Raw genomic sequence first — 23742 nt, 5'->3', positions numbered from 1 at the left:
GTTTTTGGCCGCGGCCAGCCCCAAGCCGCCCGCGGATTTGGGGGTGGGATGCGCTCCCCTTCCTGCCGCCAGCGACCCGCGTCGATTGCGGCGTGCTGACTCTGGGTGTTTCCGATTTGTGGGTGGGAACAAGGGCGGGAAGGAAGTCTCAGCCGTTTTGCATATTGCCAGGGCTGTTCCGCTGACCGCGCTTGTTTCTTCGACTCCGTTGGCGCAGGCCGAACGCGCCTGTCGACCTCGGCGCGAGGGCAGGCACGCCCACCATGCCGACGTTGCACCATGTTGGTTGTTTGCCTGCACGAAGCTGCGGCTCAGCTTGAGTTGCATCATGGTGGCATGTGAAGCATCATGTAACTGCACGTGCAACCAATGGAGGGCATCGTGCCATCAACCCACGAATCGACGGACAAGGTAGCGCGTCACCGCGCGCGCATGCGTCTGCGGGGCTGCGGCCTGTCCAGTTTTGGGTGCCGGACACCCGCTCGCCTGAGTTCGTGACGCAGGTGCGCCAGCAGTGCCAAAGCCTCAAGGGCGACCCGGCAGAAGCCGACGTTTCGCGCTTCACCGAAGAGGCGGCAACCCACGTTGAGGGTTGGGAATGACGCAACGAGCCGACCTGGTCATGGTTTTTCTGCAAGGCGACCATGGCAAACCGTGACCCGCATTGGCCGATGAACGCACTTGCTCAGGCAGTTAACCGCAACGCCAGCGAGCCTTGGCCGACGCCAGCATTGGGCAGGTTGGCGCACCCAAGCAAGCCTCAAGGTCCGTGCGCGGTTGGTCACCAGCGATTTAGGCTCCGTACCCTTGCGGATTGCCCTGCTGCCAGCGCCAGCCGTCGGCGCAAATCGCATCCAGTCCGCGCCTGGCTTTCCACCCAAGCAGCTGTTGCGCCGCTGTTGGATCCGCCCAGCATTCGGCGATGTCGCCAGGCCGGCGCGCCACGATTTCATAGGGCAACGCGCGCCCGATGCTGTGGCCGAAGCTCTGCACCATTTGCAGCACCGAATAGCCTTGCCCAGTGCCCAGGTTGACGGTAAACATGCCCGGATGGTCCAGCAGATGCCGAAGGGCAGCCACATGTCCTTCGGCTAGATCCATCACGTGGATGTAATCACGCACGCCGGTGCCATCCGGCGTCGGCCAGTCACCCCCAAAAATGCGCAATTTCTCCAGTCGACCAATGGCCACTTGCGTGACGTAGGGCATCAGATTGTTGGGAATGCCGCGCGGGTCCTCGCCGATGAGCCCGCTTTCGTGCGCCCCCACCGGGTTGAAATAACGCAGACGGGCGATGCGCCATTGCGGCTCGGCGCGGTACAAGTCACCAAGGATTTCCTCGATCATCAGCTTGCTGCGGCCATAGGCGTTGGTGGCACTCAGGGGAAAATCTTCCCGAATGGGCACAGAGGCCGGATCGCCATACACCGTGGCCGACGATGAAAAAATGATGTTGTGCACCTTTGTCCGCTGCATGGCCTGCAGCAGCGCAAGTGTGCCGCCCACGTTGTTATCGAAGTACGCCAGAGGCATCTTCACCGACTCACCCACCGCCTTGAGCCCGGCGAAGTGAATGACCGCTTTCACGCTGTGCTGCGTGAATGCAGCGTCCAGCGCAGTGCCATCGCGAACATCGGCTCGGATGAATACGGGTCTGACCCCCGTGATGCGCTCGACACGCGCCAGCGATTCGGCGCTGCTATTGCACAGGTTGTCGTACACGACCGGCGTGTAGCCGGCCTGGATGAGAGCCACGCAGGTATGCGAGCCGATGTAGCCGGCCCCCCGGTGACGAAGATGGGAACGGTCGCAGTCAACTGGGTCTCCTGGTGGGTGACAAGGTGTCTAACAACGGGCTCTGGCGCCATCCATGTCGCGCTCCGAAAGCGAAGGCGACGGCTGCCGAATGAGGTTTACTCATTCACATGCTTGATTAAAGCACACCGTCACTCCATCCATCAAAAACCATCAACCGCTTGGATATTAATCAAGGCGATCAAGCTGCTGCCATCACCCGAAAGCATGCTGAACTATCCAAGCGCCGGTGTGGCCTTATCCGCGTTGCCTGCCTCTTGATTGACGAATGCGCACGGACAAGCCAATTGCCGTCATCTCCATCAGAAGCAGGGCTGCGTGCGGGCCCTTGGCGAATGGGCCATCACGATGGAATAAAAAACCATTGTTCAAATCGACGATGCGAATAATAAAGTGCGACTGATCATCAAAACCAGAGCGATGGTTCCTGGCAAGCGAACTCCGTCGAGTCTTCGAGTCCGATGCATCGCTCTTGATGCTTGTGCGCCTGTATAACCGGTCACTCGCGGCAGCGCTCTTCACGCATTCCATGCGTCTTAATCGGAACACATGTCGAATAATCATTCAGCCGCCCAACGGGAGGCCGAGACTTGAACATAAGCGACGAATGTGCGGGATCAAATCGGGGTAGCCAGTTCTGCTTCGTCAATGCCAAAGCCTCCGCCAAGAGAGGTCTTTGGGGGCTCGCCACAGGATTTCGCATGTTGAATCGTGGCACGCAAGATCACTCCGATGGAGTGATCGAATCCACCTTGCAAATAACAGTATCAGGCCAAGGTTCAGACAGGTTGAATGCCTTACCACGCGCCAGCCAGAGGCGAGCGACGCCGATTGGCGCAAACACGCCTGACCCATTGGCCACGTTCCTTTCAAAGCCGGTACAAGTATTGTGGACCCCAGCGATCGCGGATCCTTTTCGAAACAGACGTGACGCCTACGGGATTGGCATCCAGGTTAATCGGTGCGCGACTTCCAAAGGAATGGAACTCCCGGACTAGGGGGATGGCATAATCACCGCCGCTGCCTCTTAACCGGCATGATCGGTTCATCGCGTATGCTCGAGGCTGAGCTGGATGCGGGCGCGAGCAGGCCGGATGATCTGCGGGAGCAGCTGGATCAGCTGCATGGCAGCGCCTGGCAAACGGAGAGGTTTGGAAAATCAGTGTTTGTCCGTTGTCATATCAACAAGAGACACCAAGATATCCCCTACCTTTAGCAATGGAAGCGATTTTCCTAAGAAGGAGTCAGCCGATGCCTACGAATTCTTCGCCAAGTGAGAGGGCCAGTGCGCCAACACCCATTGAACCGGGGGCCAAGGCCCAAAGCGAGACGGCCTCCCCAATGTCTGCGTGCGGGTTCTGGGAGCCCGGCCTTTTCTATGCGTTCGATTTGCCCTCAAAGCATCTTCAAATGGCGGCATTCGATTTGGACAAGGCTGCTGGCATCGGGCCCGCGATCAAGCGGACCACGAAAATCGCCAACTTGGACACGCGGCGCGCAGTCTGGCGCTCCTGTCATGAATGGGTTGCCAAAGTGAACCCTGCGATGGGGCTACCGATAACCGCTACCTTTGCCGTGAAGTTATTCCTCCATAAAGCGGAGGGTGGACAATACACGCGGTCGACCTATTTACGCTACCGCACCGCCCTGCTCGCAGAGTTGGGGGTCTGGATCGACCGGTGCGCTGATTAGACGGTAAAAGACGATTGCATTCAGGCGTGTGCTCTTTTGATCGAGCCGGACCCTCAAATTCAACAGATCGCTCCGGAGGAGTGGGATCTATTCACGCTGATTAACCACGCTGAAAAAAAGATTGGCCGCCACGATCTGAGCTTATTGCAAGAGGCACTTGACCAACGCAAGGCGGCGGGCCGAAGAGTCCTTTGCTTTGTGAACGCGACGCTGGCGACGGGATTGCGCCCAGTCGAATGGAATGAAGCTTGGCTGGATGCGGAAAACAAACTCCATGTCAAGCGGGCCAAAGTGCATCAAAAAATCCCTGCATTCCAACGTACTCAGCTGGCTTCAAAACTCGTCGGGCGGAGGGTTGCAACCGTCCAAGCAGCCGACGGCCTCCTCCGTGACGCGAATGTCGAAATACCCGATCTCGAACTCGGGGAAATGCGCGTCCAAACGATTGCACCCAGCGATGTCGCCTTTGTCTCCGAGCATCTCGCGAATGTCGCTGCCGCCAAGGCCAAATCCGATCGGGGCTTTGAGAAATTTCAACATGCCTGTACCAAATACCTCAATAGGGTCTGCACTGAAATCTGGAACGGTGAGCGATCTTATTCCTTTTATTCATTTCGGCATCAGTTCGCGGCGAACTCAAAGCGCGTCATGCCGCTGGATCAAGTGGAGGTCGTTCTTGGAAGCCACTCCGCCACCAAATATGCGAAGAGGGCTCTGTCGTGGCGAGGCCTCGCGGGGGCTGGGGACTATCACGCCGAGAGGCGCGAGCACCGGAGTTCGACAGCCCGAGCCCGAAACCTGCTGAAAACGCCCACCCCAGCCTAGACGGAACAAGGGGTTAGGTGCTAGCACCTGACCTTCACTTCGTCGGCCCTGATTTATTCATTTTCAAGCGGCGGCCAGTCGCAGCGCTGGGCCGTTGAGCGCAAGGCAGGCGAGTTCGCGCAGCATCTGATGCTAGTTCGCCCGAGTTCGTAAAGATTCGGTGATGACCAGTAGTGTCCGGTTAAATTTCGAACAGATTCAATTGGTTAGCGACCGAGGCGAGTTCGGGTTGGGTACGATCGGGCTGCAAGGCGCATGAAAGCTGGGTTTTCTCGAAAACCGAGACCGACAGAATCTGTAGACATGTGTAGAGCGAGGCATCGAGGTGAAGCTCCTTTTTGATGATGGCAATCAGCACGTCGGTGGCGATGGCGCACCAGATTTGCGTTTTCACCGCGTTCTCGCTGGTGCCCAGAAAACGCTTGATCCGCAGATGCTGCTTGATCCATTTGAAGAAGAGTTCGACCTGCCAGCGGCTCTTGTAGAGTGCGGCGATCGTCAAGGCTGGCAGGCTCGTGTTGTTCGTCAGGAAGATCAGCGTCCTGCCCGATTCGGGGTCTTTGAAACGAATGCGGCGCAGATGCTCGGGATAGTCCCGGCTCGCGTAAAAGCCGTTGAAGCGGATGCTCTGATCGCAGATCACCCCCATGCTGCGGTCGGTGGCAGCCGAGTACACCCGCCGCGCGTCCATGCCCTTCTTGGCTCGCGTGATGAAGAAGGCGCCGGCCTGATGCAGTGCATACAGCCGCGCGAAATCCACGTAGCCCCGGTCCATCACGTAGAACGCTCCAGCCTCCACGCGCAGGATGTCGAGCACGTTGACATCGTGCAGTTTGCCGTCGCTGATGTGAATGAAGGCGGGAATCGCCCCACGCAAGTCCAAGAGCGTGTGCAGCTTGATGGCGGGCTTGGTGGAGCGAAACGGGGCCCAGTCGAACAGGCTCAGGCACAGATGAATGGTGGTGGAGTCCAGGGCGTAAACCGTGGCGTCGAGCCCCAAGTCCGAAGGCTCCTGCGCATACAGCGCCCGGGCTCGCGCGATCAAGCGTTGCGCCAGCGCGTGACAGATGCGCCAATCGCGCTGAGTCAACGCATCGGACAGCGTGGAGCGCGCCGGCGACACTTTTATCCCCATGCCGATGGCTTTGTCCGTCAAACGGTCAATTCAAAGACGCGGCCAGCTGGTACCGTACCGAGCGCATCGCCCGGTCCTCGTGCTCGGCCTGAAGCAGGTGCTCAATGAGCCAGCGAGCTGTATCGAGGCCGCGGGGGGGGGCGTTGGGGCTCATGGCCTGGCGTTTGCTCACGAAGCCGCGTCGCTGGCGGCATCGGCAACGCCTTTCGCGCGCGAAAGGAAAAAAGCCTGGCGATAGGCCTCGCCCAGGGTTTGCTGGAACCGTGGGTCCAGGGCGATTTCGCCGCGTTGCCAAGCATTCGCCAAACGATCCATCTTGCCTGCCCAGGCCAAGTGCGCGGCGTAGTCGGGGCCGTGCTGGCTCCATGCTGCGAGCGCGGAGTCGATCTCGCAGTAGGCGTGCACTTCGGCGACATCGTGGAGGCGAGCAAACCTGTACTGCGAGCGTCCCTGACGGTAGGAACGCGCACAGAAGTCATTGAAGCTCAGGGCGCGGATCATCACCGCATGCGCGCGAGGCTGGTAGATGACGCGCAGGCCCCGCGACGCCAGCCGCCAGCCGAGCTCAATGTCCTCGCAGCCGAACTGGAAGTCGGGTTGAAATATTCCGTGCTGTACCAGCAGGCTGCGCTTGCATGAACTGCGCCCACCCCAGAAGGCTTTGTAATCCAGGAACTGGCCGGGCTTCATCCAGCCGTAGGAAAAAAGCTGACATCCGACCTGGGTCACGTGATGCATGACTGGCAGCGCGCCGATTTCCGGGGCAAGGGTCGTATAGCCGAGGACGGCCACCGCTGGATCGGGGTTCGCCAGATGGGTAGCAAGATGCGCGAGCAGCAAATCAGGCTCGGCCACGTCATCGTCGTCGAGAAAAACGATGATCGGCGCACGTGCGACGAACAACCCGAGATTCTTTGCCGCGGCAAGTCCGGCATGCTGCTGGCGCACGATGCGCAGCGGCAGCCGGTCCTGCCAAGCGGAAAGCACCTGCGGAGTTGTGTCCGATGACCCGTCGTCGATCGCGACGATCTCGAAGCGTGAGATCGATAACCGCTGCTCGGCAAGGCCCTGCAGGACGCGCGGCAGTAGATGCGCGCGGTTGTATGTCGTCAGCAGGGCGGAGATCTCCGGCATCATGCGTAAGCATCCAGGATGGTGAACGCCTCGTCCAACCCGAGATGCGCGTGCCGAGCCAGTGTCCAACACATGTTCTGGCTCGCCTCGCCGCCGTCATAGGCGGCAGTGGGGGGGCGCAAGCGGTGCGCCACGGGGGCTGCATCGACTATGCCAAGACGCAGTCCGGCGCGTTCCAGGCGCACCGGCCAGACCAGATCAAGGCCCCAGCCCATGCCACAATCTTCAGGGAAGGGTAGCAGCAGGGGAATGGCATCGCGGCGCAGGCAGACGACAGGGCCAATTTCGACGAAACGCGTCCGCCGAGCCTTCAGGCCTGGCATCACCTGCACGATCGGGTGGTCGATGAAGCTGTCTGCGGTGCGCGCCGGCTGCGCCACGGCGAAGTCATATTTCCCAGCCAGTTCGATGAACCAGTCTAGAAATCCTTCCGAGACCTCGACATCGTCGTCGCAGAGCAATAACCAGTCGAAATCGAGGGCGTCGTTCGCCAGTTGATTGAGAATAGTGAACTTCGGCGTCCTTTCGGTGAGTACCATCTTGGTCCATGGCAGGTCGAAGCGACCCCGCTGCCCCGGGGCGATTGCCGCCCAGCGCTGGACCACTGTATGTGCGACGCTGGACTGGAGTTCGTACATCAGATGCACGGCGGTATTGGGCCGATTAGCAAGGTACACGCCGACGACAAGGATCTTAGCCACGGAGCAAGGCCCCCAAGCGTTCCCGCACAGCGTCCACCGAATAGTTTTTCTCAATATGTTCGCGGCCGGCGACCGCGAGGCGCGTCCACAGCTGGTCATCGCGCAGCAGCCGCAGCACTTGCGCGACAAAAGCGCTTTCGCCCTCGGCGATCAGCACCTGAACCTCTGTCTCCAGGCCCATGCCCTCCGCGCCGACGGGGGTCGCAACTACGGGCAGCCCGTAAGCCATGCTTTGTCCCACCTTGCCCTTCATGCCCGCTCCGTAGCGCAGCGGTGCGACAAATGCACGGTGGCAACGATATAGGGGTTCCAGATCTTCGACGAAGCCGAGAACCTCGACGCCGGTGATTTTGCCCAGCGCGAGGACGTCCGCGCCGGCATTGGCTCCAGCAATACGGAGAACGAGATCCGGAATTGCCTTGCGTAACTCGGGAAAAATACGTTCGACAAACCAGAACACCGCGTCGTTGTTCGGGGCGTGCCAGAAGCCTCCAACGAAAAAAAGGCCACTCCGGCCTTCGGGACTTGCCAGGCCGCGCGGCGGCAGTTCAAACACATTCGGCAACACTTCTACCACCGCCTCCGGTGCGAGCGCCAGCAACGCGCCCCTTTCCTCTTCGGTCACAGCGAGGGTGAGGTCAGCCGCTTCCGCGCAAGCCACTTCCACGGCCTGCTGCTGCAGCGCCTTTTCCCGGATTGCCTCATCATTGCGCAGTTCAGCCTCGCGGCGGAGGCGTAAGCCGTGGAAGTCGACCATGTCGTAGATCACGCGCGTCGCCGGGGAATGGCTGCGCAGCACCGGCAGGAAGCGCGCGGCGATCTGCGGGAATGACAGGAAGGCCCAAGCGAGCGAGTTCTCCGAGGTCGTGATGAAACGGTCGATGGCATCGATGCCGTAGAGAATTTCGACGACACCAGCGCAGCGCAGTGCTTCTTCGTAGCGTTGACGACCTTGTGCCGAGGCGAGGATGCCGGGCTGAGCATCGAGCGCAGCGAATGAACCGAACACCATGCGGTAACCGGATTGGCCCATTATGCCGATCAGGGTTTTCAGGCGCAGGCCGCCGCTGCACTGATCAAAAAGCGGCAGCAAGTCGGCAACGATCAGAACCCGGCCAGGAGTCTGAGTAAGGCGTGCCACTCCGAGCACCGGGCGGAAGCCGGAAGGCCGGCGGAGCGCAGCGGCGCGCGGCGCGGCCATGGTGGCTCGTCGCAAAGCGGCGATCACCTGCCCGTGGGCCGATACTTCTTGACGCCGCCGCTCGGCGAGCCGCTGGCGCAATTTCATGGTCAGTGTCCACCAGACCATCTTGGCCGCACCCCGGGCGAGTCGCCGGACCGGCGGCGGCAGGTGGGATGCCGCGCGTTGGATCGGCAACGTGGCCTTCCATGCGGCTGACGAGAGCACCGCCCCGAGTTCCACGGCCAGCCGTTGCTTCTCGGCTAACGCGGCGCTCAGTTCGGCGCTCAGTTCGGCGCTGTGAACGCTCTGCTGTTCGTTTTGCGCCGTCAGCCGCTCAACCGTCTCAGTCAGCTCAACAGCCAGCCGTTGCTTCTCGGCTAACGCGGCGCTCAGTTCGGCGAGCTCTTGTTCCGGCTGGCTGACCTCGGTCCTGGTGTAAGGAAATGCGCTGTATGGATCGCCTTCATTGCTCGAGGCGCGCGCAACGGCCTCCAAGCGCGGAATAATGGTCCTACGCGCCGCGTACGAGCGCACGATGCAGCGATAGTCCGCCAGCTCTTCTGCGCTCGCCGACAGGCGGTGGCGACGGTGGAGGATCAGGGCGTTAGAAAGAAAATTCTCCGGGTGCACGCGAGCGAGCGGCAGCACAACCGGCTTGGAGTATTGCACCAAGCGATCAGCTGCCGCTGATCCATTCCTGGCGAAGAGCAGTGCATTCTGGGCGTACCACCAATCGACGTCTGGATGGTTCCAGATCTCCTCGCGGAGGCAGTCGTAGCATGAGTAGCCATGTGCGCGGAACAATATTGCCCAGAATTCAGGCCACTGCTCGTTGATATGGTTTACGCCGTACTGATATGGCAGCGCTGCAGAGAACAGGATTGTGTCCGCCGTTGCCGTGAGGTCGTCGACGAGAGATGCCGCGCGCTCGAATGGCAGATGTTCAGCTACCTCTAGGCAAATCGTTAGGTCGAACGTTTGGCGCGTCCTGCGGGCGAGGATACTGCCAAGGCGCTCATTGGCTATGTCAGCGGCTTGGAAATAGATCGGATTGATCTGAAGCATCGAGCGATCAACGTAATCCCCGTCGATGCACAGAATGTCCTGCGCACCAAGTTCAGACGCAGCCAGTAACCAAGTGCCGACGCCGCCACCAACGTCAAGCACGCACTTGGCATCAGGGTTGAGCATCGGAAAAACCCTGCCGAGGATCACTCGCGCCGAGCTCAAACTTCGATCCTGCTGCGCCTGATAGAAAGAGTCGTTATATGGATTCTCTTCGTTACGTTCGTTTTTCATAGGACGGTCGGTTTCAAGTGCGAAGCGCAACACCCTGCGGATTATTGAGTGAGGTCCTGGTCGGTGCGGTTGGCCAGGACCTATCCTGCAGGCTGACGTTCTCGGCTTCCCAGATCTCGCCGCGCATGCGCTCTTCGGATTGCAGCTGTCGGTGTGTCGTTCTTGTCATTCACGGCACCTTACCGGATGGTTTTGAGGCCGCCCGAAACGTCGATCCTGCTGCCGCGGCAGCTGCAAATCCCCCAGCCCGCGCTTCTCGATCTCGTCCAGGGCGTGCTCTTTCGCCTGGATGTAGGCTTGGTGCAACGCAAGGTGCCGCCGCAGACGGTCCTTCGCCCTTATCGGCGTATAGAATATGCTCGTCGTTTTTTGTAGGTAGACGAATCGATTCCGATAGCCGTAGCGTAACCAGAGATTCCAGTCCTCTAGCTGGTCAAGTTCGCGCGCGAAGCCGCCGTAATCGCGAAACAGTTCGCGCTTGAAAAGGATCGACTGGATCGGAATGAAGTTGTGGTCGAGGAGAACATCGTAGTCCCAAGGCTGCCGGAAAATGCTTGGCGTGCTGAAAGCACCGTCGACGCGTGCGCCACCATCGTCTGCCACACGCACTTCGAACGATAGCGCGTAGGCGGCGGTCGCGCCCGCTTCCTTCTCCAATGCGACATATAACGACTCAACGTGGTCCGCATACAGCAGATCGTCGTCGTCAAGGAACATACAGAAAGCGCCCGTCGCCTGCTTAAGCGCCTCGTTCCCGGCGTGCGATCGGCCCTCGGGTGGGCACTCTATGAAACGCGTGTGCAGCCACGGAGCACGGGCCGCCACGCGCTCGACCACGCCGCGCGCGCTCGACCCCGGGCCGTCTTGGACGACTAGCCACTCGATGTCCGGATACGTCTGGTTGGCGACGCTGGAGCCGCACTGGGCGAGCAACATCGCTCGATCAGCCGTTTCGTAGGTGCGCGTGATGACGGTCACGCGTTGGATCTCGCTAGGGATCTCGCACCGGCATGCCGCCCCCTCGCGTCGCAGTTCGAAATCGAAGGCCCTGAATGGAAAATGCGCGGGCGCGGTGCCGCGCCCGCGCTTGAAATATGCGATATGCCGCAGGGCGTACGCGAGGTTGCGCACCAAGACGCGGCGCACGCCAGGGAACGGCTGTCGCAGCCGGAAAAGCAGTCCGAGGTAGAGCATGAACCCGATCAATACATCCCTGACCGTGCCGTAGCGTAGACGGATCAGCAAATTGGCGAGTGTGCTACCGGTGTACTGCAGCGCTTTGAGCAGGGTCGCCTCGTCGGCATAGCTGTGATGGATGACGGCCGCGGACGGCACGTAGCGGAGCGTGTAACCGTACGAACGCAGGCGATACGACAACTCGACATCTTCGCCGTACATGAAGATCTTCGGCTCGTATCCGCCGACGCGTAGGTACGCGTCGCGCCGCATCAGCACGCAGGCATGGGACTGCCAGTTCGTCTCAAGGGTCACCGGATCGTAATGCTTGGGATGCTCGAACGGCAGTTGTCGCAATTCCCATGCGGCGACATGGTCCGCGTCGGCACGCGCTACGGCGATCACCCGGCTCAGGCTGTCCGCGCGGAATTCGAGGTCGACGTTGGAAATCAGTATCAAATCTGATTTCGAGGCGCGCACCGCGTGGTCGTGACCCGCGCCGAAGCCCTTGTTTTCCTGCTGCAGCAGCGTGAACCCGGCGAAACGTGCGCGAAAGCGCTCTTGCATGCTGCGCAAGATGTCCACGGTGCCATCGTGCGATCCGTGGTCAACGAACATCAAGTTCATGCGGGACGTGGGATAGTCCTGTGCGAGCAACGACGTCATAAACGCAGCAATCCAGCGTTCGCTGTTGTAGGTCACGACCGAAACGTCGATGGTGTCGGCTTCGCGTGGCGCATGGGTTCGTTCGGCATTTCGCGATCGGTTGCGGGCAAGTGCATCCAGTGCCGGGCGATTGCCAGATGACCCTGCGACAAAGTCACTCCACGACTGACTAACCGCATGAAGAAGACGTGTTTGCGCCATGCGCATCCTGACAAAGGCTGGAACGCGCTGATAGATCGCACGCCGCAAGGCGCGGCGGTCCCTGCGAACCAGGAACAAGGCCCTGTGTGCCGTTTTCAGCACCTTGCGCGTAACGCGGTGGAGAAGATCTCGCGCGTGGTTCTCGTTTTGCATGCCTAACTCAGAAGTGGGGCGAACAAGAACAATCGCGCAAAAGTTTGAACCACAATTGGAGCAAGCTGATCAGATGCATAAGGGTGTACTTGAACCGCCGGTGGCTGCTCCGTTGCGTCTGATGCACAACCCGCGCGCCATTGACACGCTGGATGCCCCACCCCTCGTCGCGCACTCGCAAGCCAAGGTCGATGTCTTCGCAATACAGACGGAATCGCTCATCAAAGCCATCGAGCGACGCGAACACATCGGCGCGAACCATCATGAAAGCGCCAACAAGCCAAGACGGCTCAGCTGGAGGTCGCCACCCTGGGAGGCGACGACGAATCAATTCCAGCGGAGTGACAACGCCACGATTTGGCTCTGCATGCAACGTCCCCGGTTGGAGCAAGACTGGCGCTACAGCCCCGAGGCGTGGCTCTGCCGCAACGGCGCCGAACAGAACTGGAAATGGATTGTCGAAGTGAAAGTCGATGTCCGGATTCAACACCGCGAACCAAGGCGTAGCGCAATGGGCGAAGGCACGGTTGTGGTTGGCGGAAAACCCAAGCGGCTTCTCGTTGTGCATCTGTAGCAACTCAAATTCCGCGTGCTGTGGCCTTGGAAGCTCGTCGTCCGGCAGGTTGTGTACGACGACCACACGCCCGATATCGGAATCGTGCAAGTCTGCGAGTTGCGCAAGCAGCGAAGCCACCAAGCTGCGCTGGCCGTGCGACACCACGGACACGGTGACGCGAGGAGCGCTTGCCTGTTGCCCCAAATCGAGCACCGCGGACAAAGGCGCCATCAGCTCGCGCCCTTGGGGTTTAGATCGCTGACGCGCATGGACTGTTCATAGGCGCTCAGCACCTCATCGACACCACCAAGCATGCGCAACTTGCCGCGTTCCATCCACAGCACCTTGCTGCATGTCTTGCGAATGACCTCGGCCGTGTGGATCGCAAGTACGACGATTTCTGCACGATTGTGGAGGTCCAGCAGCCGTCGGTTGGCCTTCTCTTGGAAGCTCGCATCGCCCACCCCAAGAACCTCGTCAAGCAAAAGGATCTCTGCCTCAACCGCAGTCGAGACGGCGAACGCCAGTCGCACCCGCATGCCGGAGGAATAGGTGCGCAATGGAAGATCAAGGTAGTCCCCGAGTTCCGTGAAGTCGATGATCTCCTCGGTCTTGCGCCTGATCTCGGCGTCGTTCATGCCGAGCAGCAGACCTCGCAACCTGATGTTCTGACGGCCGGTGGACTGGTCGTCCATCCCCAGCGCGATGTCCAGCAGAGGAACAATCTTCCCATGCACATCGACAGAGCCGGCTGTCGGCGGATAGATCCCCGCCATGACGCGCAGCAGCGTGCTCTTGCCCGCGCCGTTGTGGCCGATTAATCCGAGGCGATCCCCGCTCTCGAGCGCTAGGCTGAGGCCATCAATCGCCTTGACGATCACCACGCCAGTGTTGTCCTCAGCGATGCGATTGCGTCGCCCCAAGCGCATAACCCGCTTTTTCAGCGACTGCGCCGAGACGTCGAAGATCGGCAGGTCCAGGTGAACATCGGTCAGGGTCAGGCGAGAAGACATTGGCGAACCGTATGAAGTCAGACCCAGTACGGGATGCGCTTGTGAAATCGGCCCGTAAGGGCAAGTGCCAAGACCCAGCCAAGCGCAGCCATCCCGCCAGTTACGACCCAGGTCGTCGCCGACGGCGCCTGCCCCAACAAGGGTTCGCGCACGGCGTCGATCAGATAGGACAGGGGATTGAACGCGACAATCCAGTGGTGTTTGCCAGCCAGCATGGTTCCGCTGAACAAGATCGGCGTCACGTAGAAGGCAACCTGCAGTAACGCCGCCACGATCTGCGGCAAATCGCGAAAACGCGCCGACAGCAGGCCAGCGAACGCAGCCATCCACAAAGCGTTGAGCACCAGCAGGGCGATCCCTGGAACGAACAGTGGCAGCACCGCCCAAGACTTGACCCCGAGGATCGCCAGAACGAGCAGTACGATGGCGAAGTTGTGCGCGAAGATCACGCAATTGCGCCAACCCGCCTGCAGCACGTAGAGCAAGCGCGGCGTTCGGACCTGGCGGATGTAGTTCGCGCTGGAGATGTAGGCCATGCTCCCCTCGTTGACGATGGTCGAGAACAGGGTCCAGACCACCAGCCCGACAGCCACCATCGGTAAATAGTCGCCCAACTTCTGCCCGAACAGGGTGCCGTACACCACGCCCAGCGTGCCGATCATGACTCCCATGCTGATGGTCAGCCACAATGGCCCCAGCTTGGAACGCGAATAGCGCTGCCGGATCTCCAGCCAGCCGAGCAAGGACCAGAGACGCCAAGCCCTCAGGCTTTCAAACAAATCGTTGATCGCACAATCAAGAACAGCCAACTCATTCCCCTCTTGAGCCTGAATCCGTGCTCGACGCTAGACAGACCTTCAGCCTCTCAGCCACGGCTTCGGTAATCCACGTGTTCCGCGAGATACTGCCGGCTCGACACGAGCGCTCGGCGTCGATGGCTTCGATCACCTCCGAGGGGATGCGCAGGTTGATGCGCACCATTGAGCGGAGGCGTGATTCTTTGCGCGCATTTTTCATGATTGAGCCATTATGGTGTCATTGTGGCTCCGGCGCAAGGTTTCTTTTGGCATTGTCGCGTGAGTCCTAAGACGTGCGACGCGCGGCGGCCTGGGTCACAAAAGGCGCGTTGATTACCCTTGAGTCGTGAGAAGTGCAACCGCCTTCTTGTCGAAGGAAACAAAGGTCTCCCCGCCAAGCCAATTGGCCTCGTAGGCAATAACGCCATCGGCAAAATCTCCGCCCGCGTCGAGCACCAGCAAGCCTGCCTCGACCGCGGGCCGGTTCACTTCCACGTTCGCTGCGGCAAGTAATGCCCGGATCGCGCTGGCGGCGTCGGCTTGCTGGAAGCCGTAGACCCGGAGCAGCACCCAAACAAATTCGCACAGACACGGCGTTGCTACCGCGATCAACTTGGCGTCGGTCAAGACCATGGCGGCAATCCTCGCTTGCGCGGGATCGTCACCCACAACAGCACGCACAAGAACATTGGTATCGACGACGACCTTCATTTCTTGCCTGCCCATCCTTGCGCAGCCGCTTCGTTGATTTCTTCGATGGTGGCAACCTTCTGCGTCCTGCCAGCCAGCAGGCCGACGAAGCTGGATATCGTCCCAGAGGGCCGCGCCGCCTTGAGTACGCCCCGACCATCTGGTAGTAAATCGAGCTCGATCTTGTCGCCTGGCCTGATGCCGAGGTGTTGCAGGACGTCCTTCCGAAACGTCACTTGTCCCCGTGCGGTAACAGTCAATGTGGTCATGGTGCTGTGTCCTTGCAAATTTGCAGGTCGACGTTAGCACAATAATGCAAAAGTGCCTTACTTTCGATATCCGTCAAGCCGTGTCATTTCCAGAAGCTGACTGCACCAGTTCACGGGGCTGGCCGCCCGGCGGGCATAGGACTTCTGATAGGGGCGGGTCAGGAGGCGCCTGAAAGAAACGCCGTGAGGGATCGGAATTGCTCAGAACTCCCGTGCACGGCGCTGCACGCCGGAATCCCACAAATTTCCGCCACTAACCAAATTGCCGAAATACACCAACTAGCAAGGCCACGAGTACGCCCATGCTGATGGTGAGCCAGAATGGACCGAGTTTGGAGCGGGCGTAGCGCTGGCGAATTTCAAGCCAGCCGAGAAGGCTCCACAAGCGCCATGATTTCAAGCTGGCCAGTAGATCGAGGGAGGCGATGCGCAGTGCGGGCATGAAAGGGTTGGCTTGAATATCAGTGCTGACCGGATGCGGCATCTTAAACGCGGTGATTGACTGTCCCCGAAAGCTGGATGTGGGTCACAAAAGGAAAGGCCGCAAGCATTCGATGTTTCGTGTGCTTGCGGCCCTTGCTCAACGTATATTGGTGGGGGCACAGGGACTCGAACCCAGGACCTACTGATTAAGAGTCAGCTGCTCTACCAACTGAGCTATACCCCCGTAGAACCAACAATCATAGCGTACTTTTGCCCACGCGCGTGTCGGTTCGCGATCCTTTTTGCGAAGCGCTGCTCGGAGCGAGACCATCCCATTTGCCTTTGTGGCGTCTGGCATCTGCATGGCAGCGCCGCGGTGCGAGGCCGGCGAGCGTGCAAAGCGCACGCTCCGCTTCGCGTCCACCCAAACGTCGGGTGCGTTTGCCGGTGACTGCTGCTTACTTCGCGCGATGGAGCGAAGGCTGTGACCGGAACAACGACGGGTTGCCAGATCGTGCCAACCTCGGCTTTGGCAGGCTGGTGCAACTGTTTGGCATTGACACGACCAGTGAGCTATCCTTGGTCCCATTGCGTTCACTCCAGGAGAGCAAGATGGGCCTGTTCGACGATGCATTGGGCGCTCTCAGCGGGGCCTCGGGAAGTAGCGGGAACCCCATGGTCAGCGAAGTCATGAATCTGATCCAGAACCAACCAGGCGGCTTGGCTGGTTTGGTTGAGAAGTTCAAGAGTGGCGGCTTGGGCGATCTGGTGCAATCGTGGGTCGGCACCGGACAGAATCAATCCATCTCGGCGGAGCAGATTCAGCAAGTCCTTGGCAGCGACACGGTCCAGGCCCTCGCATCAAAGGTCGGGGTGGATCCTTCTCAGGCTGCAGCCACCCTGTCACAAATGCTGCCGCAACTGGTGGACAAGCTGACGCCAAACGGGCAGGTTCCCGAGGGTAATCTGCTGGAGGAAGGTCTCGGATTACTTAAGGGAAAGCTCTTTGGTTGACATCAAACGCGCCCCTGCCCGGCGTGAGCGCGACGAAAAAAGCCCGTGATTGCCGAACGCAATCACGGGCTTTCACATTTGGTGGGTCGTGCGCGACTCGAACGCGCGACCAACGGATTAAAAGTCCGCTGCTCTACCGACTGAGCTAACGACCCAAAACGCGCAATCATAGCAAACTGGAATGCGTGCCCTTTACACCTGAGTGCTGGCAGGGACCGCGTCCGGATGCCGGCGTTTGCGCGTCGGTCGACCCGCGCGGATTGACGCATCCAGCGCGAGACTGGCTGCGACCATGCCGAATGTCGCGGTGACCATCACGCTCGAGCCGTAGCCCGCGCAGTTCAGACCCTGGTGTGTTTGCTCGATGTCGCAACTGATCTGCAGGGAACTGCGCACGGGCTCGGCGGAGCACACGCAGGGCAGCTGCATGGTGCCGCTACGCGGCGCGCCAAAGGCGCGGCGCAGGCGGTAGCGTACCTTCGCCAGGAGGGGGTCATGGCGCACCTCAGACAGATCCAGCACCTGAACCTGCTGCGGATGGCGCTTGCCACCGGCGGCGCCAGCCAGCACGACGGGCACGCCGGCGCGCTGCGCGTGCGCGGCAATGGCAGCTTTGGTCCGAGCCTGGTCGCAGCAGTCCAGAATGGTCTGCGCGGTGGCGGGGAGAAGGTCTGCGACGTTCTCCGGGCTGGCGAACTCTTCCACCTCATGCACCACGCAATGGGGATTGATATCGGCGATGCGCAGCGCTAGGGCGCGCACCTTGGCCATGCCGAGGGTCGAACCCAGCGCCTGGCTTTGGCGATTGATGTTGGATTCCGCGACATGGTCGAGGTCGATGAGCGTGAGATGCCCGACGCCGCTGCGCGCCAGCGCCTCGGCCGCCCAGGACCCGACACCGCCGACACCGACCACGACGACGTGCGCAGCAGTGATGCGCTCGGCGGCATCAGCCCCGTAAAGCCGCGTCACGCCACCGAAGCGACGCTCGAGATCAGGTGCCGGCTCACTGCTAAGCAGGCCAGACACGACCAGGGCGTCAGCCTGCACGATCAAGTCTCCAGGCCTGATATTTCACGCCGAGCACCGCGCCGGCGATGATCGATGCCAGTGCAATCCAGCTCGTGATGGACAGTGTGGAGACACCGGTGATCCCCTGGCCGATCGTGCACCCCATGGCAGTGACGCCGCCGATTCCCATGAAGAGACCGCCCGTCATGTGGTTGGCAGTATCTTCCAACCCTGCCAGACCCTCCCAGCGAAAACGCCGGGTTGCAAGCGCGTGCAGCGCCGCACCTGCGATGACGCCGAACACCGAGACAATGCCGATGTTGAGCACATTGCTGGCGTCGCTGTACATCAGGAACCAGTACAGCGTGTAGGCCACTGGCGCAACGAACGTGAACGACTCCATGCTGTTGCCGACGCTGCCAACGTAGGCGTGCTGCAGGGTCTGCGGGTCTTCCGCGACAAAGCCGACATGCCCGGATACCCACCACAGCGCAACCACCATCGCGCCGATGCCGAAGCCGCCCAGCAGATGCCGCGGGGTCCTCGCTTCGCGGGGCCACAATGCCCATGCGCCAATCGCCAGCGAAGCGCCGATGCCCAACACCAGAAGCCATGCGGAGCGGGTGATGGACGTGTGGCGCGCCAGCAGCGAGGGCAGATCCTGCGGGCCGGAAAGCGGCACGGCCACGCGGTCAAGAAGGTACACCCGCGGCTCGGCCGTGATGCCGCGCAGCGTGGCGTAGGCGCCGATGCCCAGCATCACGAACACCACCAAGGCCTTGAGGCTGCCAGAGCCAAGGCGCACCAGGGTCTTGCTGCCGCAGCCCGAGGCCAGAACCATGCCGAAGCCAAACATGGCGCCTCCCACGAGCGCCGACAGCCACAACACGCGGTTGCTGGTGTAAATGGTCTGGTCGGTGTTGATGAGGCCCAGCGCCGCGAAGATGCTGGTCCCGAGCAGGGCAGTCGCGATGGCAAGGGCCCACATGCGCATGCGAGTCCAGTCGCCGAAGTTGATGATGTCGGCAACCGACCCCATGGTGCAGAACTGGGTGCGGTGCATCACGGCGCCGAACACAGCGCTCAGCGCAAAGGTCCACCACAGCACCGTGGTGTTGAGGGCGGAAACAGAAAGATCCTGCAAGATGGTAAGGAGCCGATGAAGGTTGCGAGAGCGGGAGGCGCGCACCATTGTCGGATTGCGCGCGCCATGTGCCCGTGAATGAGGCATTGTCCCACGCGCACGGCGCTGTGGCACGCCCACGCAACGCTCGAGGATAAACAAAATCCCGACCGAAGGAATCCGGGGCGCGCACGCGCCGGGCCCGCACCTGCGGTTTTAGGCGCCTGGCTGGTAACGCGTCGAATCCGCCAAACCGGCTTCGGCGAAGCCCGCAGCACGGATGCGGCAGGAATCGCAGCGGCCGCAGGCGCGGCCTTGGTTGTCGGCCTGGTAACAACTCACCGTGAGGGCGAAATCCACGCCAAGGCGCAGACCCTCGCGAATGATCTCGGCCTTGCTCATGTCGATGATGGGCGCGTGAACGTGAATGTTGCCCTGTTCGACGCCGGCCTTCGTCGCGAGATTGGCCAGGCGCTCGAAGGCTTCGACGAACGCTGGCCGGCAGTCCGGGTAGCCCGAGTAGTCAACCGCATTGGCGCCGTAGAAAAGATCGCGCGCGCCCAGCGCTTCCGCCCAGGAAAGGGCCAGCGCCAGCATCACGGTGTTGCGCGCGGGAACGTAGGTCACCGGGATGCCGGCCTGCTGGCCGGCGGTGGGAACGGCCAGCGCACGGTCGGTCAGGGCCGAGCCGCCGAAGCGCGCCAGGTCGAGATCGATGATCTCGTGTCGCACGGCGCCGAGCGCTTGGGCGATGCGGCGCGCTGCGTCGAGTTCTGCGCTGTGCCGCTGGCCGTAGTTCAGCGACAGCGCATGGCAGGCAAAGCCCATCTCACGCGCTTGCGCCAACACCGTGGCGGAGTCGAGCCCACCGGAAAGCAGAACGACGGCTGCTGGATTCGCAGCCGCTTTCGCAAATCCCTGCAACATCAGACCGTCAACGCAGCTTGGCCAGCCTGTCCTTGGCGGCCTGCGCAGCCTCAGACTGCGGGTAATCGTGCATCAGCTTGCGCAGGGTGACTCTCGCCGCCTGTACCTCGCGCATCTCCACCTGGCAATTGGCCAGGCCGAGCAGCGACTCGGGAATGCGGGTGCTATTGGGGTAGCCGTTGATCAGTGCCTTGAATGCGGCGATGGCATCCTTGTATTGTTTTTGCGCGTACAAGGAGTTGGCCAGCCAGTATTGCGCCTCAGGCGCGTAGGCGCTGGATGGGTATTGGCCCAGGAAGGCCTTGAACTGGGTGCTCGCACCGGCAAAATCCGAATTGCGGAAGGCGCCGAGCGCCTGATCGTAGGCTGCCTTTTCAGGCGGCTGCACGGTGTAGGCCTTGCCGCCAATTTGCACCGTGACCGGCTCCAGCGGGGCCATGCGCTGGGTCAGGTCCTTCTGACTTGCCGCAACCTTTGCAATGGTGTCGTTGAGCTGTTGCGTGGTCGTATCTTGCTGGCCGCGCAACTGCGCAATCTCGCTCTTGAGTTGCTCGATCTGGTTGGACAGGTCGAGCAAGGAGCTGCGGATCTGCTGGATCTGCTGCCCTTGCTGGGTCAATTGAGCCTGGTTGCTCTGCTGATTTTGCGCGATCTGGCCGCGCAGGTCGAGAATGGCCCGACGCGCTTCGTTGTCCGGGAACATGTCGGCCCGGGCCTGCGACGCCCAACCCAGGCCCAGCCCGAGGCTGAGCAGGAGGGTCGGGGCCGCGCGGCGCAGCCTGGAAAGCCCTGCAAGGCAGGGCATGTCAGTGGCGGTTTGCTGCATCATTTCTGATAAACGATGTCCACACGGCGGTTTTCAGCGTAATCGGCCTCGGTCGTGCCCAGGGCCTTGGGCTTTTCCTTGCCGAAGCTGATGGCCTCCATCTGGCTGGGTTTGGCGCCCAGCAGTTCCATGCCCTTCATCACAGCGTCAGCGCGTTTTTGGCCAAGCGCCAGGTTGTACTCGCGGCTGCCACGAGCATCCGTGTTGCCCTGAAGCTGCACATGCGCGGCCGGGTGCGTGCTCAGATACTGCGCGTTGTTCTCGAGCACGGGGCGGTATTTGCCGTCCACGACGTAGCTGTTGAAGGCAAAGTACACGCTCTTGGGCACGTCGGGGCCGGGACCTGCATTGGTTTCCGCCGGAGCCTGCACTGCGGCGACCTGGCTTTGGCCGGCGCCTTGCGCGTTCGCGCCGTTGGCATTGGCCGGCTCGGCCGTCTTGGATCCGACCGGGGCCTTGTTCATCTTGACGCCCGAGGCGCAGCCGCCCAGGGTAAGCGCCGCGGCGAGTGCGGTCAGCAAAAGGGCAGAGCGGTGGTTCATCGTGGTTCTCCGAAAGTCAGGGGTTGGATGTGAAGGAAAGGGGGAAAGGGGTTTGACCCATCAAAAAACAAGCAAAAGCTCAACCATGAATGATGCAGGCGGATGATGACATTGCGAAGCCCCCGCGTGTAACAACTTGCGTTTGTGCACGCGGTTAGTTGCCTGGCGTCCACGGGCCCCACGAGGGCTCGCGCACCTGCAGGCCGGCGGCGGCCAGCGTGGTGCGCACACTGCCGTCGAGTGACACGGTTTTCAGGACCTCGGAGCCACCTTCACGCGCCGAGTACAGCAGGATCTGCCCGTTTGGGGCGAAGCTCGGATGACCATCGTCGGTGCCATTCCCCAAGGCGCGGGTGTTGCCGGATTGCAGATCCTGCACCCAGAGCTCAAAGTTGTTGCCCTGCTGCGAGATGTAGGCGAGATTCTTGCCGTCGGCGCTGATCGCAGGACTGACGTTGTAGCTTCCCGAAAAGGTCAGGCGCCGCACGCCACCGCCGTTGATGCCCACAACGTAGATTTGCGGGGAGCCGTCGCGGTCACTGACAAAATAAAGGCTCTTGCCGTCGGGCGCGAACACGGGCTCGGTGTCGATGGAGCCGCTGTGCATGAGCTGGCGTGGCTGACCACCTGTGCGCGGCAGCACATAGATTTGCGAGCGCCCAGCGAGTGTGAGCACGACCGCCATGGTGTGGCCGTCCGGCGAAAAGGCCGGTGCGCTGTTGCTGCCTCGGAAGTTGGCGACGGCACGGCGCGCGCCATTGCGAATGTCCTGGATGAACACGACAGGCTTGCCGGTTTCGAAGGAGACGTAGGCCAGGCTGCCGCCGTCGGGCGCCCACACCGGTGACAGCAGGGGCTCGCGGCTGCGCAGCGCGGCGCGTGCGTTCTCGCCGTCGCTATCGGCCACCACGAGGCCAAAGTTGTGCTGGCCTGCCTTGCTGATGTAAGCAATGCGCGTGGCAAACACCCCTCGTTGACCCGTGAGCTTCTGGTAGATGAAGTCCGCAATGCGGTGCGCTGCCAGGCGCAAGTCACCGGTGACGACCTGGTAGACCTCACCGCCCATGTCGGCTTGCTTGACGGCGTCCCACAGTCGGAAACGGATCATCCACCGGCCAGGTCCTTGCGACGCGACGCTTCCGCCGGCAACCGCTTCCAGCGCTTGGGTGCGCCACGCCGCGTAATTGGGCGGCCCCTGCTCGGTGAGCGCAGCGCCACCCAGGTTGGAGGTACGAAACTGGCCACTGCGTGTGAGGTCGGCCCGGATGATGTCGGCGATCGGCTGACCACATGCTTCCTGTCCCTTGAACGGGGCAATGGCCACCGGAATTTGTGTGGCGCCAATGCCCGAGACGTCGATCTTGAACTGGGCACGGGCCAAGGTGGGAATGGCGAACGAGGCCGCAGCAGCGCCAACAGGACGCAGCCAGGGACTGGCAAGGCTATTGAGCAGAAAGTGGCGTCGTTTCATGAGAGAGGGTCAAAGAGGCGCAGGCCTCGGGGCCATGAAGGCGTCATGGACAATGCGATCGGCACATGTCCCAACGTGGTCGATCAAGAATCAAAAATTCTACGCAGGGGCACGGACCGGATCGGTTAAGGAATGCTACGTGACAAGCAAGACGCGCGGGTCGGACGGCACCTCCATCCGGCTTCGAGCCGCAACGCACGCCGAGGTTACTCCAATCGTCATCACGCGCACGTGATGGATGGACCGTGGCACCTTGACGGTGTTCAGCGGCGTTCGGTCCGAGGTGCTGCATCCAGGGTGTCCTTTAACAGGTTTTCGTGGGGTCGGTGCCAGAGCTTGACGTAACGATACCAAGTCTCGTGCGCAATGGAGCAGGCGAGCACGTACCCGAGGCGGCCATCCAAAAAACCCAGACGCAGAATGTAGGCGCGGATGAAGGCCCAGCGGCTGTGCAGCCACGCCGAGAGCAGATTGCTCGAGCGGCCCCGGGCGGCGGCCTTGCTCGCGCCGGCCGTGGAATAGTGGTTCATCTTGTCCAGCACATCTTCGAAGCTGCGGTAGCTGATGTGCAGAAGGTCTTCCCGAAGTCGGCCAACACGCCCATGGGTCTGGACCGATTCATGGACGATGTCATCAGAAAAGCGTGCCGTGCCGCGCTTGAAAAGCCGCACGACGCGGTCTGGATACCAGCCGCCATGACGCATGAACTGTCCGCAATAGCTGGACAGGCGCGCAATGGCATAGGCGTTGCAGGGGTCTGCACCGGCGATGGTCGCGCGAATTTCCGCGGCAAGCTCTGGGGTCACGCGCTCGTCGGCATCGACGGATAGCACCCAGTCGCAGCGGGCGAGTTCGAGTACGCGGTTTTTTTGCGGGCCGAAACCCGGCCAGTCGCTGCTTGTCTGGACCCGAGCGCCCGCGCGGCGGGCGATCTCGACGGTTTCGTCCGTGCTGCCGCTGTCGAGCACCACGATCTCGTCGCACCATGCCAGACCCGCGAGGCAAGCGGGCAGGTTATGGGCTTCGTTGCGCGTGATGAGGATTGCGGAAACTGCGGTCGCAGTGTTGGTGCTCACGACGTTTTCGGCTGCGTGCTGCGC

At 61.2% G+C, this 23742-nt stretch carries 20 protein-coding genes, 2 tRNA genes and 3 pseudogenes; 3 read left to right on the top strand and 22 right to left on the bottom strand.

Annotated features, from left to right (window positions below):
• The first annotated feature begins 467 nt into the window (after window positions 1-467).
• On the top strand, window positions 468-602 hold the full coding sequence (locus CD04_RS24515; RefSeq protein ID WP_231480520.1) for an antitoxin MazE-like protein: 135 nt from the start codon (window positions 468-470) through the stop codon (window positions 600-602).
• Between the two features lie 190 nt (window positions 603-792).
• Here CD04_RS24515 and galE read toward each other — a convergent pair whose 3' ends face one another.
• A complete protein-coding gene (gene galE, locus CD04_RS0109680) occupies window positions 793-1755 on the bottom strand; it encodes a UDP-glucose 4-epimerase GalE (RefSeq protein WP_231480519.1) in 963 nt (320 codons plus the stop codon).
• Window positions 1756-3543: 1788 nt separating this feature from the next.
• Between galE and CD04_RS23710 the strand changes: the two genes are divergently transcribed.
• On the top strand, window positions 3544-4332 hold the full coding sequence (locus CD04_RS23710) for a hypothetical protein (RefSeq protein WP_156030206.1): 789 nt from the start codon (window positions 3544-3546) through the stop codon (window positions 4330-4332).
• A 181-nt stretch (window positions 4333-4513) separates the two neighbouring features.
• On the opposite strand, the pseudogene CD04_RS0109650 reads toward CD04_RS23710, so the two are convergent.
• The 13 genes and pseudogenes from CD04_RS0109650 to CD04_RS0109580 all read right to left on the bottom strand — a co-directional run.
• A pseudogene (locus CD04_RS0109650) lies at window positions 4514-5479 on the bottom strand (IS4 family transposase); the annotation flags it as partial.
• A gap of 22 nt (window positions 5480-5501) precedes the next feature.
• Window positions 5502-5594: pseudogene (locus tag CD04_RS23705) on the bottom strand (AAA family ATPase); the annotation flags it as partial.
• 41 nt (window positions 5595-5635) lie between these two features.
• Complete coding sequence (locus tag CD04_RS0109640; protein ID WP_031406272.1) at window positions 5636-6604, bottom strand: glycosyltransferase family 2 protein; 969 nt, start codon at window positions 6602-6604, stop codon at window positions 5636-5638.
• Window positions 6601-7302, bottom strand: coding sequence for a glycosyltransferase family 2 protein (locus CD04_RS0109635; RefSeq protein ID WP_031406270.1), 702 nt, complete (start codon window positions 7300-7302; stop codon window positions 6601-6603). Before CD04_RS0109635 ends, CD04_RS0109640 begins: the two co-directional genes overlap by 4 nt.
• On the bottom strand, window positions 7295-9784 hold the full coding sequence (locus CD04_RS0109630) for a glycosyltransferase (RefSeq protein ID WP_031406268.1): 2490 nt from the start codon (window positions 9782-9784) through the stop codon (window positions 7295-7297). The genes CD04_RS0109635 and CD04_RS0109630 overlap by 8 nt, the downstream gene beginning before the upstream one ends.
• Window positions 9785-9949: 165 nt before the next feature.
• A complete protein-coding gene (locus tag CD04_RS0109625) occupies window positions 9950-11827 on the bottom strand; it encodes a glycosyltransferase family 2 protein (RefSeq protein WP_369792824.1) in 1878 nt (625 codons plus the stop codon).
• 160 nt (window positions 11828-11987) lie between these two features.
• On the bottom strand, window positions 11988-12767 hold the full coding sequence (locus CD04_RS0109620; RefSeq protein WP_051849068.1) for a glycosyltransferase: 780 nt from the start codon (window positions 12765-12767) through the stop codon (window positions 11988-11990).
• Window positions 12767-13549, bottom strand: a complete 783-nt coding sequence (locus tag CD04_RS0109615) for an ABC transporter ATP-binding protein (RefSeq protein ID WP_031406263.1) — start codon at window positions 13547-13549, stop codon at window positions 12767-12769. Before CD04_RS0109615 ends, CD04_RS0109620 begins: the two co-directional genes overlap by 1 nt.
• A 17-nt stretch (window positions 13550-13566) precedes the next feature.
• On the bottom strand, window positions 13567-14358 hold the full coding sequence (locus CD04_RS0109610; protein ID WP_031406261.1) for an ABC transporter permease: 792 nt from the start codon (window positions 14356-14358) through the stop codon (window positions 13567-13569).
• A gap of 321 nt (window positions 14359-14679) precedes the next feature.
• Window positions 14680-15057, bottom strand: coding sequence for a type II toxin-antitoxin system VapC family toxin (locus CD04_RS0109600; RefSeq protein ID WP_031406257.1), 378 nt, complete (start codon window positions 15055-15057; stop codon window positions 14680-14682).
• Window positions 15054-15305 carry an AbrB/MazE/SpoVT family DNA-binding domain-containing protein gene (locus CD04_RS0109595; RefSeq protein ID WP_031406255.1) on the bottom strand — a complete coding sequence of 84 codons (252 nt, stop codon included), beginning with the start codon at window positions 15303-15305 and terminating at the stop codon, window positions 15054-15056. The genes CD04_RS0109600 and CD04_RS0109595 overlap by 4 nt, the downstream gene beginning before the upstream one ends.
• 268 nt (window positions 15306-15573) lie before the next feature.
• Window positions 15574-15747 (bottom strand): annotated as a pseudogene (locus tag CD04_RS0109590) (ABC transporter permease); the annotation flags it as partial.
• 149 nt (window positions 15748-15896) lie between these two features.
• Window positions 15897-15972 (bottom strand) — tRNA-Lys (locus tag CD04_RS0109580).
• A gap of 368 nt (window positions 15973-16340) precedes the next feature.
• Here CD04_RS0109580 and CD04_RS0109575 point away from each other — a divergent pair.
• Window positions 16341-16742 (top strand): YidB family protein, encoded by a 402-nt coding sequence (locus CD04_RS0109575; protein ID WP_031406252.1) that lies wholly within the window; start codon window positions 16341-16343, stop codon window positions 16740-16742.
• 79 nt (window positions 16743-16821) lie between these two features.
• Here CD04_RS0109575 and CD04_RS0109570 read toward each other — a convergent pair.
• The 8 genes from CD04_RS0109570 to CD04_RS0109535 form a co-directional block, all read right to left on the bottom strand.
• Window positions 16822-16897, bottom strand: a tRNA-Lys gene (locus CD04_RS0109570).
• Between the two features lie 37 nt (window positions 16898-16934).
• Complete coding sequence (locus CD04_RS0109565) at window positions 16935-17792, bottom strand: ThiF family adenylyltransferase (protein WP_051849067.1); 858 nt, start codon at window positions 17790-17792, stop codon at window positions 16935-16937.
• The gene (locus tag CD04_RS0109560; RefSeq protein ID WP_031406248.1) at window positions 17782-18897 is read right to left on the bottom strand and encodes a YeeE/YedE family protein; all 1116 of its coding nucleotides are present in this window, start codon (window positions 18895-18897) and stop codon (window positions 17782-17784) included. Before CD04_RS0109560 ends, CD04_RS0109565 begins: the two co-directional genes overlap by 11 nt.
• A 195-nt stretch (window positions 18898-19092) precedes the next feature.
• On the bottom strand, window positions 19093-19803 hold the full coding sequence (gene queC, locus CD04_RS0109555; RefSeq protein ID WP_051849066.1) for a 7-cyano-7-deazaguanine synthase QueC: 711 nt from the start codon (window positions 19801-19803) through the stop codon (window positions 19093-19095).
• 7 nt (window positions 19804-19810) lie between these two features.
• Window positions 19811-20632 (bottom strand): tol-pal system protein YbgF, encoded by an 822-nt coding sequence (gene ybgF, locus CD04_RS0109550; RefSeq protein ID WP_231480518.1) that lies wholly within the window; start codon window positions 20630-20632, stop codon window positions 19811-19813.
• Window positions 20629-21171 (bottom strand): OmpA family protein, encoded by a 543-nt coding sequence (locus CD04_RS0109545; protein WP_031406242.1) that lies wholly within the window; start codon window positions 21169-21171, stop codon window positions 20629-20631. Before CD04_RS0109545 ends, ybgF begins: the two co-directional genes overlap by 4 nt.
• A 154-nt stretch (window positions 21172-21325) precedes the next feature.
• Window positions 21326-22642: a Tol-Pal system beta propeller repeat protein TolB gene (tolB, locus tag CD04_RS0109540; protein ID WP_031406240.1), complete on the bottom strand. Its 1317-nt coding sequence runs from the start codon at window positions 22640-22642 to the stop codon at window positions 21326-21328.
• 263 nt (window positions 22643-22905) lie between these two features.
• On the bottom strand, window positions 22906-23718 hold the full coding sequence (locus tag CD04_RS0109535; RefSeq protein WP_051849065.1) for a glycosyltransferase family 2 protein: 813 nt from the start codon (window positions 23716-23718) through the stop codon (window positions 22906-22908).
• Window positions 23719-23742 lie beyond the last annotated feature (24 nt).

The organism is Thiomonas sp. FB-Cd (genome assembly GCF_000733775.1).
GTDB lineage: Bacteria > Pseudomonadota > Gammaproteobacteria > Burkholderiales > Burkholderiaceae_C > Thiomonas_A.
Note: the sequence above shows the minus strand (reverse complement) of the source record. Positions and strands in the feature narration are given on the sequence as shown.

What these genes read in the sequence shown, in the direction of transcription:
- CD04_RS0109640 (WP_031406272.1), bottom strand. Translation starts at nt 6,604, where the DNA reads ATGATGCCGGAGATCTCCGCCCTGCTGACGACATACAACCGCGCGCAT.
- CD04_RS0109630 (WP_031406268.1), bottom strand. Translation starts at nt 9,784, where the DNA reads ATGAAAAACGAACGTAACGAAGAGAATCCATATAACGACTCTTTCTAT.
- CD04_RS0109625 (WP_369792824.1), bottom strand. Translation starts at nt 11,827, where the DNA reads ATGGCGCAAACACGTCTTCTTCATGCGGTTAGTCAGTCGTGGAGTGAC.
- CD04_RS0109620 (WP_051849068.1), bottom strand. Translation starts at nt 12,767, where the DNA reads ATGGCGCCTTTGTCCGCGGTGCTCGATTTGGGGCAACAGGCAAGCGCT.
- CD04_RS0109615 (WP_031406263.1), bottom strand. Translation starts at nt 13,549, where the DNA reads ATGTCTTCTCGCCTGACCCTGACCGATGTTCACCTGGACCTGCCGATC.
- CD04_RS0109600 (WP_031406257.1), bottom strand. Translation starts at nt 15,057, where the DNA reads ATGAAGGTCGTCGTCGATACCAATGTTCTTGTGCGTGCTGTTGTGGGT.
- CD04_RS0109595 (WP_031406255.1), bottom strand. Translation starts at nt 15,305, where the DNA reads ATGACCACATTGACTGTTACCGCACGGGGACAAGTGACGTTTCGGAAG.
- CD04_RS0109575 (WP_031406252.1), top strand. Translation starts at nt 16,341, where the DNA reads ATGGGCCTGTTCGACGATGCATTGGGCGCTCTCAGCGGGGCCTCGGGA.
- queC (WP_051849066.1), bottom strand. Translation starts at nt 19,803, where the DNA reads ATGTTGCAGGGATTTGCGAAAGCGGCTGCGAATCCAGCAGCCGTCGTT.
- ybgF (WP_231480518.1), bottom strand. Translation starts at nt 20,632, where the DNA reads ATGATGCAGCAAACCGCCACTGACATGCCCTGCCTTGCAGGGCTTTCC.
- CD04_RS0109545 (WP_031406242.1), bottom strand. Translation starts at nt 21,171, where the DNA reads ATGAACCACCGCTCTGCCCTTTTGCTGACCGCACTCGCCGCGGCGCTT.
- tolB (WP_031406240.1), bottom strand. Translation starts at nt 22,642, where the DNA reads ATGAAACGACGCCACTTTCTGCTCAATAGCCTTGCCAGTCCCTGGCTG.